Origin of the sequence: Grimontia indica, assembly GCF_000333895.2 — a bacterium.
Classification (GTDB): domain Bacteria; phylum Pseudomonadota; class Gammaproteobacteria; order Enterobacterales; family Vibrionaceae; genus Enterovibrio; species Enterovibrio indicus.
Map to the genome: position 1 here is coordinate 89,458 of NZ_ANFM02000034.1, position 16,441 is coordinate 105,898.

16 protein-coding genes are annotated in these 16,441 nt (G+C 47.4%); 6 read left to right on the forward strand and 10 right to left on the reverse strand.

The genetic code is table 11. The annotated features are described in order from the left end of the window. Positions 1-33 precede the first annotated feature (33 nt). From D515_RS18645 to murQ, 5 genes are all read right to left on the reverse strand, one after another. The gene (locus D515_RS18645; protein WP_002540704.1) at positions 34-579 is read right to left on the reverse strand and encodes a nucleotidyltransferase family protein; all 546 of its coding nucleotides are present in this window, start codon (positions 577-579) and stop codon (positions 34-36) included. A gap of 710 nt (positions 580-1,289) precedes the next feature. Next, positions 1,290-1,520, reverse strand: a complete 231-nt coding sequence (locus D515_RS18655; RefSeq protein WP_039850304.1) for a hypothetical protein — start codon at positions 1,518-1,520, stop codon at positions 1,290-1,292. 363 nt (positions 1,521-1,883) lie between these two features. Then, a complete protein-coding gene (locus tag D515_RS18660) occupies positions 1,884-3,092 on the reverse strand; it encodes an ammonium transporter (RefSeq protein WP_002540709.1) in 1,209 nt (402 codons plus the stop codon). A 404-nt stretch (positions 3,093-3,496) separates the two neighbouring features. After that, positions 3,497-3,733, reverse strand: coding sequence for a hypothetical protein (locus D515_RS18665; protein ID WP_002540711.1), 237 nt, complete (start codon positions 3,731-3,733; stop codon positions 3,497-3,499). Between the two features lie 241 nt (positions 3,734-3,974). Further along, on the reverse strand, positions 3,975-4,874 hold the full coding sequence (gene murQ / locus D515_RS18670) for an N-acetylmuramic acid 6-phosphate etherase (RefSeq protein WP_002540713.1): 900 nt from the start codon (positions 4,872-4,874) through the stop codon (positions 3,975-3,977). A 217-nt stretch (positions 4,875-5,091) separates the two neighbouring features. Between murQ and rlmC the strand changes: the two genes are divergently transcribed. From rlmC to D515_RS18690, 4 genes are all read left to right on the forward strand, one after another. Next, positions 5,092-6,228, forward strand: coding sequence for a 23S rRNA (uracil(747)-C(5))-methyltransferase RlmC (gene rlmC, locus D515_RS18675; RefSeq protein WP_039850305.1), 1,137 nt, complete (start codon positions 5,092-5,094; stop codon positions 6,226-6,228). A 163-nt stretch (positions 6,229-6,391) separates the two neighbouring features. Further along, a complete protein-coding gene (locus D515_RS18680; RefSeq protein WP_002540714.1) occupies positions 6,392-7,390 on the forward strand; it encodes a glutathione S-transferase family protein in 999 nt (332 codons plus the stop codon). 2 nt (positions 7,391-7,392) lie between these two features. Further along, positions 7,393-8,370: a glutathione S-transferase family protein gene (locus D515_RS18685; protein ID WP_002540715.1), complete on the forward strand. Its 978-nt coding sequence runs from the start codon at positions 7,393-7,395 to the stop codon at positions 8,368-8,370. Positions 8,371-8,402: 32 nt separating this feature from the next. Next, positions 8,403-9,569 (forward strand): questin oxidase family protein, encoded by a 1,167-nt coding sequence (locus D515_RS18690; protein ID WP_002540716.1) that lies wholly within the window; start codon positions 8,403-8,405, stop codon positions 9,567-9,569. Between the two features lie 78 nt (positions 9,570-9,647). Here D515_RS18690 and D515_RS18695 read toward each other — a convergent pair whose 3' ends face one another. Both D515_RS18695 and D515_RS25405 read right to left on the reverse strand, forming a co-directional pair. Beyond that, entirely contained in the window at positions 9,648-10,043 is a 396-nt protein-coding gene (locus D515_RS18695) for a DUF2750 domain-containing protein (protein ID WP_002540717.1), read from the reverse strand. Positions 10,044-10,124: 81 nt separating this feature from the next. Beyond that, complete coding sequence (locus D515_RS25405) at positions 10,125-11,498, reverse strand: PAS domain S-box protein (protein ID WP_002540718.1); 1,374 nt, start codon at positions 11,496-11,498, stop codon at positions 10,125-10,127. A 203-nt stretch (positions 11,499-11,701) separates the two neighbouring features. On the opposite strand from D515_RS25405, the gene D515_RS18705 reads away from it, so the two are divergent. Together D515_RS18705 and D515_RS18710 are read left to right on the forward strand one after the other, a co-directional pair. Then, positions 11,702-12,130: a cupin domain-containing protein gene (locus tag D515_RS18705; protein WP_231590873.1), complete on the forward strand. Its 429-nt coding sequence runs from the start codon at positions 11,702-11,704 to the stop codon at positions 12,128-12,130. A gap of 48 nt (positions 12,131-12,178) precedes the next feature. Continuing rightward, a complete protein-coding gene (locus D515_RS18710; protein WP_002540720.1) occupies positions 12,179-13,699 on the forward strand; it encodes a hypothetical protein in 1,521 nt (506 codons plus the stop codon). Between the two features lie 52 nt (positions 13,700-13,751). Here D515_RS18710 and D515_RS18715 read toward each other — a convergent pair whose 3' ends face one another. Genes D515_RS18715 through D515_RS18725 form a run of 3 tightly spaced genes read right to left on the reverse strand, consistent with a single transcriptional unit; the run spans position 13,752 to position 16,262 of the window. Next, positions 13,752-14,501 carry an ABC transporter ATP-binding protein gene (locus D515_RS18715; protein WP_002540721.1) on the reverse strand — a complete coding sequence of 250 codons (750 nt, stop codon included), beginning with the start codon at positions 14,499-14,501 and terminating at the stop codon, positions 13,752-13,754. Then, positions 14,498-15,241, reverse strand: a complete 744-nt coding sequence (locus D515_RS18720) for an ABC transporter permease (protein ID WP_002540722.1) — start codon at positions 15,239-15,241, stop codon at positions 14,498-14,500. Before D515_RS18720 ends, D515_RS18715 begins: the two co-directional genes overlap by 4 nt. A 28-nt stretch (positions 15,242-15,269) precedes the next feature. Next, the gene (locus D515_RS18725) at positions 15,270-16,262 is read right to left on the reverse strand and encodes an ABC transporter substrate-binding protein (RefSeq protein ID WP_039850307.1); all 993 of its coding nucleotides are present in this window, start codon (positions 16,260-16,262) and stop codon (positions 15,270-15,272) included. Positions 16,263-16,441: the final 179 nt, after the last annotated feature.

Genomic DNA, 16,441 nt, shown 5'->3' on the forward strand with positions numbered 1-16,441 from the left:
AGGAGACGGTGGGAAAGGCGGATTGGATGCAGGTTATTCGAAACTTTTTTCAACGGTTAATTTTGGCCAATATGAGAGCCAATTTTTAGAATGAATGCGCTGGTGGAAGAGGGTGATATCGCGCTTGGGATTAGGCGTGATTTTTAACGCGAAAAGAGACTCAAATCCGAAAGAGGAAACACACTCTAGTACGCCATCGTCAGTGAGCCGGACAGCCACGGCGGTTTCCTGCTCTGGCCAAAAACTCATGGCGTCCAAGATATCCTGATAAGGCTGGTCACCATTTCTCGTGTGCATTCTAGCTTGATTGCGAACCTGCCAGTTAAGTGCTGGCATCAATGCATTTAACTTCGCTTCGTACGACAGGTAGGCACGCTCATCAGTTTCATTTTCATTGAAATAAATCACATCCACATCATTGAGCGGGGTGGCGTTTTCTTTGTGGTGCAGGCGATCCCAAACCAGATTCCGGACAAAGCCCGCGGCAAGATAACCGTTGGGTAATTTGAGAGAGTGAACCACCTTGATCGCCTGCATGCGTAAGGCGTCTTCTTGAATCCAGTCAATGATGGTTTGCATAATGTTAGGGAATAGAAAATGACTAATGTGGATATATTACCACTGAAGTCGGTAAAGAATGTTAGCCATGTATACCCAAGTAACCTGAAGATGCTCGTATTCAGAGGTCATCAATGCGTTCAATTCAAGGCAAATTTCACGAGGAATAGTCATTCTATTTCCGTGGAATTTAACGAAGAAGTGGGCGCATTGAAGGCCTCCCTTCGGGCGAGTTGACTGACGTCGTGCTCATTGTTGTCCCTTTTTGATGGAGGTGACTACACCTACAAAGGGACGTCGCGATCACAACGCCAGTCAATCTCGCTGAATCCTGCATCTTCAGGTTATTTGGGTATATAAACAGTTGGGTTCGGACAGCGTTTAAGAAGAAAGGTCAAAGAAGGGGCCATGGATTGTTTAGGTATTTTTCATTCTATTTTAATTGAAGCTAAAAACTGTTTTGGATAAGTGGATGGCTACATCTCCAGTTCTGGATATAGGAATAGAGTGAAAAGAGACTGGAAGTTTTCTGGGAGTAAGGTTTAGAAAGCTGAAAAGCCGATCAGAATCCAGCACAGATTGAAGCATTTCTTAGAGTGAAGGAAAATAAATAGAGCCCACTAAGGGCTCCACTTTTTGTGCGTTAGCAGTGAGGCTCTGCACTATTTCTATTTCAGCCTTCGAGGATACTTGCTTGCTCTAAAACATGATAGGGATAACAGAAAATGGACTTAATTGAGCCACACATCGCATATTGCGTCTGTCCATGTGTTTCTTAATTGGGTACTCACTTCATTATCAAACAGTAGCCCTTCAATCGATTCGACGTCGCAGCGGTCCCGATATTTATCAAAGATTTCACGGGTTACGCATTGCGCCTCACTCCTCAGTGCATCGCTGATAGAGTCACCCACGCGCAGCTGTCCCAATACGTCTACTGCTTGCATGTATTCTAAGTCCATATTCCCTCCCCTTTCGGGAAATATTCCACTAATACCAATGTGCCAAGTGTATAACCAAAAGACAGATGTCTATTTGTTAATAATTGTTGTATTAATAGTTGGCGCATATCTAAAGTTTCGTCAACTATTTTTGTCAAATTAATATTATGGGTGTTTTTAATGTGAGACGAATTATTGATGATCTATGCGCGTAATTGCATCTCTGGATCTTTATTTTAATTATGCCGGATGAAAAGAATGGGAAAAGAAGTGAAACTTTGAGGAAGGTTTGATGAGCTTTGTTACCAAACGGAATCTTGTAATTATTACATTTTCATGAAAGCCCTGCAGATTAGCAGGGCTTTGGGAAAATGAATAAAACAATTAGTCTTCGGACGTTGCGCCAATTTTGTGGATAGCCAAGTCAGCACCGTTATATTCGTCTTCTTCGCTCAGGCGAATACCAGCCGCTTTTTCAACCAGAGTATAAACAATCCAGCCACCAACAAATGCCACAACCACACCAGCAACGGTACCGATGATCTGAGCCATCAGGCTAACGCCACCTAAGCCGCCCAGTGCTTCTGAGCCGAAGATACCTGCCGCGATACCACCCCAAACACCACATACGCCGTGCAGTGGCCAAACACCCAGCACGTCATCAATTTTGAAACGGTTTTGGATAAGGGTAAACAGCCAAACGAACAACACACCAGCCACACCGCCAGTAATCAGTGCGCCGATTGGGTGCATCAAATCAGAACCGGCACAAACGGCCACAAGGCCAGCCAATGGACCGTTGTGCAGGAAGCCTGGGTCATTTTTACCTGCAATAAGGGAAGTGACGATACCACCCACCATGGCCATTAAGGTGTTCACTGCGACCAGACCGCTGATACCGTCCATGGTTTGTGCTGACATCACGTTAAAACCGAACCAGCCAACAGTCAGGATCCACGCGCCCAGCGCAAGAAATGGGATGTTTGAAGGGGCAAACGCTATCAGCTTACCGCCACGGTAACGGCCTTTGCGCACGCCAAGAATCATAATGGCAGCCAGTGCAATCCATCCGCCAACGGCGTGAACCACGACTGAACCAGCGAAATCATGGAAAGGGGCGCCAAAGGTGGTTTCTAACCAATCCTGAAAACCAAAGTTGCCGTTCCAGATCAGCCCTTCGAAAAATGGATAAACAAAAGCAACGATGGCTGCTGCTGCGATCAACATAGGATAGAACTTAGCGCGCTCTGCTACACCGCCGGAAATGATGGCTGGAATCGCCGCTGCGAAAGTCATCAAGAAGAAGAACTTCACCAACTCGTAACCATTCCCTTCTGAGAGAACGCTGGCACTGCTGAAGAAGTTGACGTCATAGGCAACCCAGTAACCAATGAAGAAATAGGCGAGGGCTGAGAAGCCGAAGTCGGACATGATTTTCACCAGGGCATTAACCTGATTGCGATGACGGACGGTACCCACTTCCAAAAAGGCAAAGCCTGCGTGCATTGCCAAAACCATGATGGCACCGATCAGAATAAAGAGCGTGTTCGCGCTTTCTGACAGCGTTTGAATCGCGCTACTAATATTTTCCACGTTGTAATTCCTCTACTTCCTTGAGATTGAATTTCCTGTGGATGGGGATAGCACAAAGCGTGCCTGAATGATCTAAATAAGTGCACGAAAGCGCCACAAGTGTGCAAATGTGTATTAAATCAATGATATTTATATAGAAAATCATGCACCACTCAAGATGTCTATTGATATTGGAAGCGGGGATATTCAAGAGAAGGGATGTTTGATGCGCTTAAACGGGGCATGTTTGCACTATCTTTGTGCGAAAGTTAATGAAGCATAAACGAAATGACTGACGCCGTGCTCTTTATTGTTCCTTTTTGATGGATGTGAAACCACAACTACAAAAGAACGCCGCGATCACAACGCCAGCCAAACTGGCGGAATCCTACATCTTCAGGTTGTTTGGGCGTAAGATCAGCCGCTTATCTTTGCTCTAGCCATACATCACAGATGGCATCGGTCCAACTGTTTCGTAATTGCGCGCTGACCATGGAATGATCTAGCAGTGAAAAGATAGCGTCGATATCGCACTTATCTTTGTGCTTATCGAAGACTGCTCTAGCTACCTCACCGGCCTCGTCCCTGAGTGCTTCACTGATTGAGTTTCCTACCCGTAATTGGCCCAAAACATCAACCGCTTTAATGTAATCTAAATCCATTTTCCCTCCTAGCCAGAGAATTCAGTTTGATAGTTTACAAAGAAGAGTGTCAAATACCCTTTAATGCCTAAATTATCAGGCATTTTGGGTTTATTTGTGTATGCATTTTGAGACTTATGCACTGTGTGTCTTTGAAGGCATTTTTGGAGAGAGGCGGCTCCTTGGTACCGAAGCAGCGAAGACACATCATCGTTAACTTGGGTATAGAGCAGCATAAAAATGCTGTTGACGGTTATCTGGCTTATGTCTTAAGCGCTTGACGAATAAAGCCGTTGTGCTTCTCGAGCCGTGCTGTTGCTTCTTTGGCATCAATGCCAGCCAGAATCATTAAGATCGCAGTTTTACAATGACGCCCGCAAGCTTGAAGTGCTACTTCAGCCTCATCAGCACCGACACCAGTGGCTTCTACGACGATGTTGACCTGACGCTGAACTAATTTTGCGTTGGTGGCTTCAACATCCACCATCAGGTTGCCGTACACTTTGCCGCTTCGGATCATCGCGCCTGTTGTCAGCATGTTCAGCACCAGCTTTTGCGCTGTTCCTGCTTTCATTCTTGAAGAACCCGTCACAATCTCAGGCCCCACCACAGGAATGATGGCGATGTCTGCCTCATCTGCCATTGCGCAGACAGGGTTACAAACAATTGCGGCTACGGTTGCGCCGACAGATTTGGCGTAGTGCATCCCACCCAGTACATAAGGTGTGCGGCCGCTGGCGGCAATCCCCACCACCACGTCTTTAGCGGTCAGGCTCAAATCCACCAGATCCTGCTTGCCGAGTTCGACATTGTCCTCGGCATTCTCAACCGCTTTTAAAATGGCTTGATGACCGCCAGCAATTAACCCCACCACAAGTTCAGGCTTGGTGCCGTAGGTTGGTGGACACTCGCTGGCGTCTAAAATACCCAAACGACCTGATGTGCCTGCACCCATATAAATCAGTCGGCCACCCTCCGCAAAGGCTTTAGTGATGGCGTCTACCGTCTTGGCGATTTGTGGGAGTTGATCTTTCACTGCGAGCGCCACCTTCTGATCTTCCTGATTGATCACTTCGAGCATTTCCAGCGTGGAAAGTTTGTCGATTTCTGCGCTTGCAGTGTTACGGCTTTCTGTGATCAGTCGGGTTAGATCTATTTTCATCAGTAGTGTGCTCATTTATCAGCGGATTTTTGTGCGACCAGTATTCCTGAAGCGCAGGGATAAACTCAAGAAAAAAGGCATTTTTCCCATGCTTGAACCGGGCTTCAATGCGTCTGGTTTCTACCATCAATATATTCGATTTTAACGAGTAATAACGTGAATGGTCATTTTCGTCAGGATGCTTAGACTCTCCCTTCTTTTTCTGCGGTAGAGCGTTATGCATTGCAAATTCTTCGATCAGCACAAGTGCCGTTCATGCGAATTGAGGGGCGTCCCTTACACCCAGCAAGTCGCTGACAAAGACAACGCGCTGAAATCCCTGTTTGAGAACCGCTTGCCAGAGCAGTGGTTATCGCCGGTATTGAGCAAAGAAACGGGCTGCCGCAACAAAGCCAAGATGGTGGTGCTGGGTGCAGCGCATCAACCTGTGTTGGGTGCAGACGTAAAGTTGGGAGATAACCCTGAACTGGTCAGCCTGACCCATTGCCCACTCTACACCGAAGACATGACCGCACTACTGGATTACCTACAGGATTGGATTCGCACCTCCGGTATTCCGCCTTATAACAAAACAAAAAAGAAAGGCGAGCTGAAATACATTCTGCTGACCCGCGCTGCACATTCCGGCGAGTTCATGCTGCGATTTGTGATGCGCAGCCGCGATGCTATGCCGCGCGTGGAAGCGAACTTAGCGAGGCTTCGTGAGGCGTTTCCGAAAATCCGTGTCGTGTCTGTAAACCTGCAGCCCGTGCACATGGCGCGCCTTGAAGGCGATGAGGAAATCTTCCTAACAGAAGATGAACACCTTATCGAGCAATTCAACGACGTACCGCTGGTAGTGCGTCCGAAAAGCTTTTTCCAGACCAATCCTGAAGTCGCCGCCAAACTCTATGCGACAGCGCGTGAGTGGGTAAGAGAACTTAAGCCAAAACACATGTGGGATTTGTTTTGCGGCGTTGGTGGTTTTGCTTTGCATTGCGCGTCGGTGACCGAGTCTGTAACCGGTATTGAAATCGAGCTGGAAGCCATTGCGAGCGCGAAGCGTTCTGCGGCAGAAATGGGAATTACCAACCTCAGCTTTGATGCGCTTGATTCGGCGAAATTCTCGCTGCTGCAAGACAGTGCACCTGATCTGGTGCTGGTCAATCCACCCCGCCGTGGCTTGGGTAAAGAGTTGGTGGCACAACTTGGTGAGTTGGCACCCAACCACATTATCTATTCCAGCTGTAATCCAGAAACACTGAAAGCCGATGTTGATGGTTGGCAGAACTACACCGTCAAACGTCTGCAATGGTTTGATATGTTCCCACACACAGAACATGCCGAAGTCATGGTGCTTCTGGAAAAGCGCTAACCCTCGTTCCCTATCTTTCTTGTTTCAGCCTGCTTCGGTGGGCTGAATACGCCTTTTTGTTCTCGTTTAGAGAACAATCATTTCATTTATCTTCTGTTTTTCCTCAGTGCAATAACACCTATTGTTAGCCCATCAGCAAATTACACAGCTTGGAGGCACGGCAATGGGCTTATTGGTAGACGGTGTTTGGCGCACCGATTGGTATGACACCAGCAAAACAAACGGACGCTTTACCCGAAAAGCGCCGAGCTTTCGAAACTGGATCACGAAAGAGGGTTCGGCGGGGCCAACAGGCGAAGGCGGATTTAAAGCAGAGCCGGGTCGTTATCACCTTTATGTTTCATTGGCGTGCCCATGGGCGCATCGCACCCTGATTTTTAGAAAGCTGAAAGGGCTGGAAGCGATGATTTCCATTGCGGTGGTCAATGGCTTCATGGGCGATGACGGATGGACCTTTCTGCCGGGCGATGATGTGGTCGAGGACACGATTAATGGCGCGACCTATTTGCATCAGGTGTATACGAGCGCGCTACCGGATTACACCGGCCGTGTCACGGTGCCAGTGCTTTGGGATAAGAAGACAGGAACCATTGTGAGCAATGAGTCTTCAGAAATCATTCGTATGCTCAACAGTGCGTTTGATGAAGTTGGCGCGCTTCCGGGTGATTACTACCCAGAAGCATTGCGGGAAGCCATCGATGAAATGAACGATTTTGTCTACCCGAACATTAATAACGGTGTGTATCGCGCTGGGTTTGCGACCACGCAGGAGGCTTACGATGAAGCAGTGGAAGACGTATTCAGTGCGCTGGACAAACTGGAAGCGCATCTGGCGACCAATCGCTACCTCGTGGGCGGGCAGCTTACTGAAGCAGACTGGCGTTTGTTCACCACACTTATCCGATTCGATGCTGTTTATGTCGGACACTTCAAGTGCAGCCGTCGCCGGATCAGTGAATACCCAAACCTGTCAGGCTACCTTCGTGAGCTCTACCAGTTCGGGGGTGTCGCAGAGACAGTAAATATCGATCATATCAAGGCGCACTATTACGCCAGCCATGAAACGGTCAACCCAACCCGCATTGTGCCGATTGGCCCGGCTTTGGATTTCGATGCACCGCACGGACGTGAAAACGTCGGCGCTGCGCAGTATGGAGGTTAGAGATGGGCAAGTTAATTGAAGGCCGTTGGCTCACCGATGACCAACTGCGTGAGTGGGAAGAGAAACAGTATTCAGAAGCAAACGGGCGTTTCGTTCGCGGCGTCGCCAAGTTCCGTAATTGGGTCACCGCAACGGGAGAAGCAGGGCCAAGTGGTGAAGCTGGTTTTAAAGCCGAAGCAGGTCGTTATCACCTGTTTGCAGCACTGAACTGCCCTTGGGCGCATCGCACTCTGATTTATCGAAAAGTCAAAGGACTGGAAAACGTGGTGGGTTTGTCTCTGGTGGCACCACTTCGCACGGAGCAAGGATGGGTGTTCGATAACACCGAGGAACGCTTTACCGACAATCTGCTCGGGCTTGAAGCCATGCACCAGCTCTATGTGAAGTCGAATCCCGATTTTACCGGCAGAGTCACGGTGCCTGTGCTTTGGGATAAAAAGACCCAAACCATTGTGAGCAATGAATCGTCGGAAATTATCCGCATGTTTAACAGTGCGTTTAACGAGATTACCGGTGATACGCAGGACTTCTATCCGGAAGCGTTGGCTAAAGAGATTGATGAAACCAACGACTGGATTTTCAACACGGTCAACAATGGCGTGTACAAATCCGGATTTGCCAGAACGCAGGATGCGTATGACGAGGCAGTCACTGCGTTGTTTGCATCACTTGAAGAGATTGAAGCGCGCCTTGGCAAACAAGCGTTCTTGCTGGGTGATGCCATCACCGAAGCAGACTGGCGATTGCTACCGACATTAGTGCGGTTTGATGTGGGTTACTTCACCGCCTTCAAGTGCAATTTAAAAGCGCTGCGGGATTACCCGAATATCTCAGCGTATTTGAAAACACTGGTACAGCAGCCTGGCGTAAAAGACACCATAGATTTGGATATTTATCGCCGAGGCTATAACTCGAAAAGCCCACTTAGAAATCCGCACGGTATCGTGCCCGTTGCGCCATGCGTGAGCTTTCTTGATTAAACCAACAGCAATCAACGCAAGGAGGATCCATTATGTTGTTCTCAATCAAAAACAAAGAAAGACGCTTCAACGCGGCAACAGAAATGTCTGCGTTGGTCAATGACGAAATGCAGCGCGACAGCGCATTCCACCCGAACCTTGGTGGCGTCACCAAAGGTGGTATGTCGAACCATTACCCAATGACGATTATGTCGCTGCAGGGATTAGGCGCGACTGATAATGAAATCAAAGCATTCCGCAGCAGCTGGCCACGTTACCGTGCACGTATTGAAGAAGACCTTCACCTGCGCGATACCGGTGTCGTGACCGAAGAGAATTGGACGGAATACCTGGGAAAAGCGGAATACCTTGCAGACTTCCAACGTCTTTTCTTCGAAGGGCAGGAAGCAGCGAACGACCAAACGGCGTATCTGATGGGCGTACTTGAAAAGCTGCAATACGCGCTGCCGATGGGTCTGTTTCACCCGGTGATCCGCCTGAGCTTTGCCATTATGCATGGCGACAAAGGGCTGATTGCCGATGCCTTAGCGTACTGGGCGATCCGCTTTGAAGATATGTACAAGCGCATGTTGCCCCCACGCATTGATATGTCTGCACAGTCTATTACTGCAGAAGATCAATGGCTGAAAGTGCATGCTGCCAAACCTGAAATCACCCGTTTCGGTGGTAGCTTGCAAATCTGCGAAATGCTCTGCTCAGACACCGTACTTCATGATATTTCGGTAGCAGATGAGTTCTTTATTACGGAAGAAAACATCGAGCTGAAGATGCGTGAAATTGGTGACCGGGCGATTGGTTTGTACCTGTATGAACCTGCGTTGACCACGCTTCATGCCGTCACGAGTTTTCAGGCTTTGGCAGACATCACTAAGCGTGTGCTGGCAGAGGGGAATGGTTATCGTCCTTTGTTGGCTGAATTATGGCAACGTTACTGGATATGGTTAACAGGTCTTTACATCGAGAAAGGTTATCCTAAAACCCTGCCGACGTTGGATGAAGATGCGCTGGCATACGTGAATGCCATCGACTGGGCAGACATTGCCAGTGGAATCCGTAAAGTGCCGGAAGTGCATGCCATCAAAATGGTATTCAGCTGCAAATGGCTGTTTGAAGAACTGGATGAAAATCCTTTGTTTAAAGCTTCAGCCATCAATGTGTTGGCGGATCACACCCATGTGAAGCCAGTGAAGTTGAGCTGATAAATTTGCAGATCTGCAAAAATAGAGGTTTAACTAAAAGAGCGGGCATTGCCCGCTCTTTTTAATGTTGGTATTTAATTAACGCTTTTGCTTTTTCGCCTGGTTGGTCAGGTCGAAATCAAACTCATCTGGGAACAGTACTACACCTTCCAGATCGGTATTTGGGAAAGCCACGATAGAAAGCTCATCGTCCAGAAGACCGTTAGTCCAGCGGCTGTGCCATTTGTTCAAGCCGATTGGCTCTGGTTTACAATGTTCCCACTCGCCGGTTGCCCATTCTTGTGCGAATTCTTCATTCGGCCATACTGGCACACAATCTTCGTCTTCGGTGTTGAGCATCACACAACCATGCTCATCGGTCAGGATCCAGATTTCGCGGTTTTCCACCACTTCCTTCACTAGATATTTGTAACGTTGGTCTACGTCGAATTTCAGGATTTCAGCAATGCGTTCCTGAGTCAGCGTCTTTGCCATTTTGATTTCCACCGGGCAATAAGTTAAGAGTGGCATTATCGCAAGATGTGAGTGTAAAAGCGATCATACCATAACTGGTCTTTATTCGCGGGCGACTAAGCCCGTTTCAAAGAACACAACAGTTGTGTATCGGTCCGCTTCATGGTGTAAGGATGACAAATAGATAGAGAACTGCTTTTCCCCCGACTTTTCCGAACCGGTAATATTAAATTTCGGCGTTTCGTTACTGGAGATGCAAGCCATAATTTCGCTGGTCGTTTCTTCAGAAAAAAGGGTGTTAAGGTGCCTGATATTGGAAAGCTTCTCTTCAGAATGTACTATTGCAAACTGATTGGCTCTAATGATTTTTTTATTCTTAATTAACAAGATGCCATATTTATTTTCACTCAAAAATAAACGGGTGTAGATGTCGTCTTCTAGATGTTTTCGCTCCTCGATATCTATCTTCGTGACATCCTGATTTATTTCGAATGCGCCGAGAAAATCGTTATCGCTGTTATAAATGGGTGCGGCATAAGAAATGATTTTTTTGAAGTTGCCATCGAGAGATTTAATGGTGATGACTTTAGGGTCTATGGCCTGCTTATTCTCAATTGCCATTGAAAGTGGACGTTCAGAAGCTTTGAGTAAATGGCCGTCTTCGGTACTCCAACTTTGTGTCGTCTGGTAGTGCTCTAGTTTGGCAAAGGTGGAGCCTCCCCAAATGCGTTCGGCTTCTGGGTTGATGAGATTAATGACGCCTTTTTCATCTGTTCCCCAAAACCCTACCGGGATAGATTCCAGAATACGTCTCAGCAATAGTTCTTTCTTCTCAAGTGCTTTTTCTACCTCTTTCCTTTCCGTGATTTCAGAGCATATACCAATGACTTTTGTCGGCCTGTTTGAAGCATCGAAGTATAGCTTTGCTTTTGAATTGAACCATTTAAGTATGCCTTTTGATGTGACTGAAGAGAAATCCCAGGAGTGTGGTTCATCTGCACCAAACACATGTAAGAGCTCTTCAAGGGCCATGTCAGCATAAGGGAGCATACAATTGGGAAGGTTTTTATCCTCGACACCAAAAAAATCAGCAGCATTGGAAGAGCACTCGACTGAACCTGTCAGAACATTCCATTCCCAAGTAATAATATTTGCCATTTCATGGGCTTGCCTCATGCGCGCTTCACTTTCCATGATCTGGTTCAGATACTCTCTACGCATGTCTTTGGCATTGGATTCGTTGTGCGAGATTTGCTGGACGCTTTCTACGGCTTCATCACCATATCGCAACCATATCCAATTGACTTTCAGATGGTCAGCAAGGCTTCTTAGATTGCCATATTCAATTTGTCCGCCCTTGGTCCAACGGTTCACTGAAGGAATAGAGGTTCCGATAGCCACTGCAACTTCAGCCTGAGTTTTATTTTGTTGTTTAAGCAAGGATTTTAAACGCTCGCCGAAGTTGTCTTTTTTCATATTCGTCCTCAAGCGGCATTTAGAAGGTTAGGAGAATGAAATACTAGCATGAAGTATCGGAAATTAAAGGGTAATTTCTTAGTGAGTAATTTATTACTTGACGGGTAATTTTTTTGATTATATAGGTTATTGTACGGTTTAAATGGCAGTAAATTATGAAATAAAAAGCATATTAAAGTGCATGTTTAATACTGGAGAATATTATGAAAACAAGAGTAATCATGACGTTATGTCTGACTGCTGTCGCTGCAAATGTTCAAGCTCATGGAGTAAAAGTCCCGTCTGATAGCAAGAGCCTTCAAATATTCAAAGATGTGCCCTCAATGCAAATAGCGTCAATGAATGAGCCCGGCGTGAACGCCTATTTTGAAGATATTGTTGGCTCCGCTGATCCCAACGCGCCTATTGCCTGCGGTATCTTCAAAATTGAAAAGGGTAACCCTCTTGTTTACACCTACGACTATGACGACAGCAAAGTGATTCTGGATGGACACATTTATTTTTCTGATGGTAACCAGAAGGTTAAAGGAGAAGTCGGTGACGTATTGTTCTTCCCGAAAGGCTCAACAATCACTTTCTCGACGGATGATTCAGGACTGGCTTATGCCTGCGGACAAAGGAAGTTGTTCTAGAGACGATGGTAACTATCACTAGAAATAGGACTTTAGGGAGAGAAGGACATGAAGTTATCCCTAGCAAAATCAACCTTTGCTGCCGTCGCATACCTTTCTTACGGAGCCGCAGCACTGGCAGTTGAGAACTTAACAGATCTGACCCATAACGACCCGTTTTTTTACACCAGTGATCAAAATATTAAGGCGGATAATGACGTCAAAGTTTTACTTGGCATAGGGCGTCCAAACCGAACACATTCTCAGATCCCCCATCTTCCCGTATACATGGGATACATGAACACCAATTCGACCTATCGGTTTGTGAATATTGCCGAACAGGTATTTACCATGATTGGTGAGGGCAAACATGGTCTTTGGCGTGTACAGGAAAATGGGAACGTCAGGCTGTACCGGCGGCGCAACGCCGAGGGGATTCAGCCCGGAGGTGATTTATATGCGGAAGAAGCCGTTAAGAAAATAGGCAATGAATACGGCTATTATTTGGAGGATGAAAGCTGGTCTGGGTACAAATATCCTGATGAAAAACTGAGCGAAAGCGGTAATCTCAATTACATCGATGTTCCCATTACTCACCCCATCTTCAAGGGCAAATACGCCAACCATGAGCCAATCGACCTATCAAACTGGTATTGCACCATGTCTGGTAACGACTTCCCCTATGCCAAGAAAGCAATGGATTTTGCCTTTAGTCAGGAAGCAGCTAACCAAATAGGACCTCTCGGTAAAAGAGCGGGGCTTGATGTAAAGGAAAACTACCTCAACGTGCTCAGGCTCGATCATTTTCCCGATGCTAAGTCCTGGGTGAATGTTGGGCAGGAAGGAAAAGATACGTCTTTTGTTGAGTGGAAAGCGATTGATACCTCTAAAACTCATGTGGAGTACTACCTGGTTGAGCGTACTTTCTTCAACAAGCCTTACCTTTTTTTGACGGCCGTTTACGATAACCTCAATAACGCAGATCACCAGTACGTCAGGCCTGATGGTGCGTATTACGCGTCTTTAACTGATGCAGGCAAGCTAAAAACTGAAGTGACCATGGCGCCAAGGTTTAACTTGCTTGGCGGGAGTGAAGGAGAAGCCATTGGTTTGCCAATCTATGGTGTTCACCATCCTAACCGGGCTGTATTTGGTGGGGGTGGGGCATGTCCCCTTAAAGGTGGAGATTGGGGACGTTACCCTGATACGGCTGGTGGTGCGGGTTGGCCCACGCAATATGAGGAAGTGACGCCGCTCTGTGATGCTGTGCTTCTCGACATCAAGTTTTACACCAATCTTGATGGGCGTTCATGGAACGACCCGAACAAATATCTGGCCAATGCAGGATTTGGGACAGAAACCGTGACCTATAAGATGCAGCCCGGTGAATACGGTGTATTTACGGACGACTATCACACCTCGAAAGGCATTAAAAACCCTGACAGTCAGCATGTGCCGGAGAAGTTAGAACTCACCTATCCGGCGGTCTCAGAGCCAGTTGGCTACAATGAGCCTCCTGCGGGAAATGTGATGCTGGGAATGATCCCCAGTGAACAGAGTACTTGTCGGCCAGTACTCGCCAAAAAATGAGCAACACTATTTTGCGAAGGTATGAGCGGGTATGCAGTTGATGCCCGCTTTTTTATGCCCCAGCGTCCAGCACTCCTGAAAGTATCTGGGGATGCATTGAGATCAGGTTTGCAACAATATCATCAATGCGTCTTCTGCCGTCGTCTCGGCCAAGCCAGCGTTCACTGGGCTGGTCGATTTCCATTCTATGAATGACTGTCGTTGGAGGTCGGCTCAAAAACCAGATTTCATCTGCCAGCGAAATCGCTTCACGAAGGTCGTGGGTGACAAATACCATAGTCGATTGTTGGCGCTGCCATAGCGCAATAAGTTGTTGCCTCAGTTGATCGGCTGTCGGGGCATCAAGCGAGGTAAAAGGCTCGTCTAGCAGCAGTAGTTCTGGGTGATAAACGAATGCTCGGGCAATACTGACTCGACGCTGCATGCCACCTGAAAGCTGAGCAGGATAGCTATCCAACTTATCAAGAATACCCATGGCACTGAGAGTTTCCTGAATGGCGGGATTGTTCTTCCCAGCTATCAGTTCAAGGTTTTCCTTGGCAGTGAGCCAAGGCATCAACCTCGGCGATTGGAAAATGTAACCCACCCTCGGTTTTTCTTCGGATACATTAGAAAAGCCGATCTCTCCTTTCTGTGAGCTTTCCAACCCTGCAATCATGTTGAGTAAGGTGGATTTACCACAACCTGAAGGGCCAACAATCGCGGTGATTTTCCCAGGTTTTATTTGACCACGCAGTGAGCCCAGCACTGGCGTTTCAGAACCATAGTTTTTTTCTTCGATATTGAGCGTAATGGATATCATGCCCGCCCCCTTGAGACGACTTTGTCGAGCGGGCGGAAAATCAATGCTTCGAGCAGGAATATCACGGTTACAAACGCAAAGGTATAGGCAAGAATCCCGGCAATATCGAAAAACTGGAACATGGTGTGAAGCTTGAATCCAACACCATTGCTGCGACCTAACAGCTCTACAACTAGCACGATTTTCCAGATCAGTGAAAGTCCGGTACGTGCGGAAGCCATGATGTATGGATAAAGCTGGGGTAGGAAGACGTTAAGAAAGCGCTTAGTTGGGGGAAGGCGGAAGACCTTGGCAACATCCATCAAATCATTATCAATCACCCGCGCCCCTTCGCGGATCATCTCAACAACGGTGGGGATCTTGTTCAGCGCTACGGCAGTAACGGCCGCGGTTTCCACCAGACCAATGCTCAGGTAGCAAAGCAAGATTGTCACAAGAGCAGGGATATTGAGGGCAAGAATCAATAAGGGATCTGATAGCTCATTGAGCCTTGGAAAGCGACCCATCATGATGCCAAATATCACCCCGAGCACCATGGAAATAATGAAACTCAGAAATACGCGCCAAAGCGTGATGCCAAGATGAGAAAGCATCTGCTCATTGAGTAGCTCAAAAACAAACGCGTTGTAGACCTGAACAGGCGTTGGGTATTCGGCGCTGTTAACCAGCGCCGCTGACCACTGCCAGAACACCAGCAGTAGAATCGGAAGGAGATAGCGTTGGTAGCCTGGTAAGCGCACTCGTCAGCAAATCCTCTTTGATATTTGGCTATGGTTGTAGCCAAAAGGTGCCGTCACTCAGTGAGGTTGATTCACCCACGAGTTTTGGCCCACCCTCTTTAGCGAGAATATCGAAGATCTGAGCTGCCGCTCTCAGCTGCTCGTCGCCGAAAGTCCCTGAGAACCCTCTGCGATAAGCAGCTTTCAACGCATTGAAAACGTCGTCATTCTCCGCTTTAGTGAGCGGTCGTATAACATCCCATTCTTGATCCGAAGCGCGTAGCAATGCTCTCGCTTCTGCGGATGTTTTCAAAAACGCTGAAACAAGAGATGGGTTCGCATTCGCCCACTTTTCATCGAACACCCAGCCAAGCATAGGCACTTGAGTGTTGATCCCTAAGCCTTCAACGATTTCATCAAGGCTAATAACGGGCTGGAATCCAGCCGCTTTGAGCCTTGCGCCGTAATGCCAGAAGTTGATACCGACTGGGACTTTGTTTTGCATCAGAAGTTTGTTTAACAGCGGGGGCGCGACAAACTGTTGTTCAGTCAGTTCGCTGATGGCTTTGTCTTCTTTGGCTTCGCAATAGGCTTGGTAAAGAAGCCAGGTTTTGTCGACAGAACCACCCGCTATCCCGAGTGTTTCTCCGCTGATATCACAGGGAGAAGAAAGGGTTAAATTCGAAGCGGCATACACGCCACCTGCGGTGGCAGATGTCGGAGAAAGCGTATAGGTTTTGCCTGCCGCTCGTTGTCTACTGACCCAAACCCAGTCGGAGAATATGACATCGACGGCGTCACCTTGTAAGGCCACGGAAGACGCGTTTTTCGAAGCCAGCGGCGTAATATCTAAAACAAAGCCAGCTTTCTCGTCCAGTTTGTGGCGTTTAATAACGTCCATTTCCCAGTTAATGGTACCGAACTTTAGAACCCCGACTTTAACCACTGGGAATTCGTTCGCGAGCGCTGAGAAAGATGTTGCTATCAGGACGGTGGCGGAGAACAGACTACGTATTAACGCAGCGGAGAACATTCTAACCATGACGGTTAACCTCTTGATTCCGGTGGCAACAGATTTAAAACTAAGCAGTTAAGTGTTTATGCACAATGCTACTTTGTGACGAAAAAACACAATTGCTGTGTTGGAACAGTTGTAGGCATGTTGTTTTTGTTCAATGTGAGCGAGGCACTTGTGCCTCGCTCCAAAGGTCAACATACCCC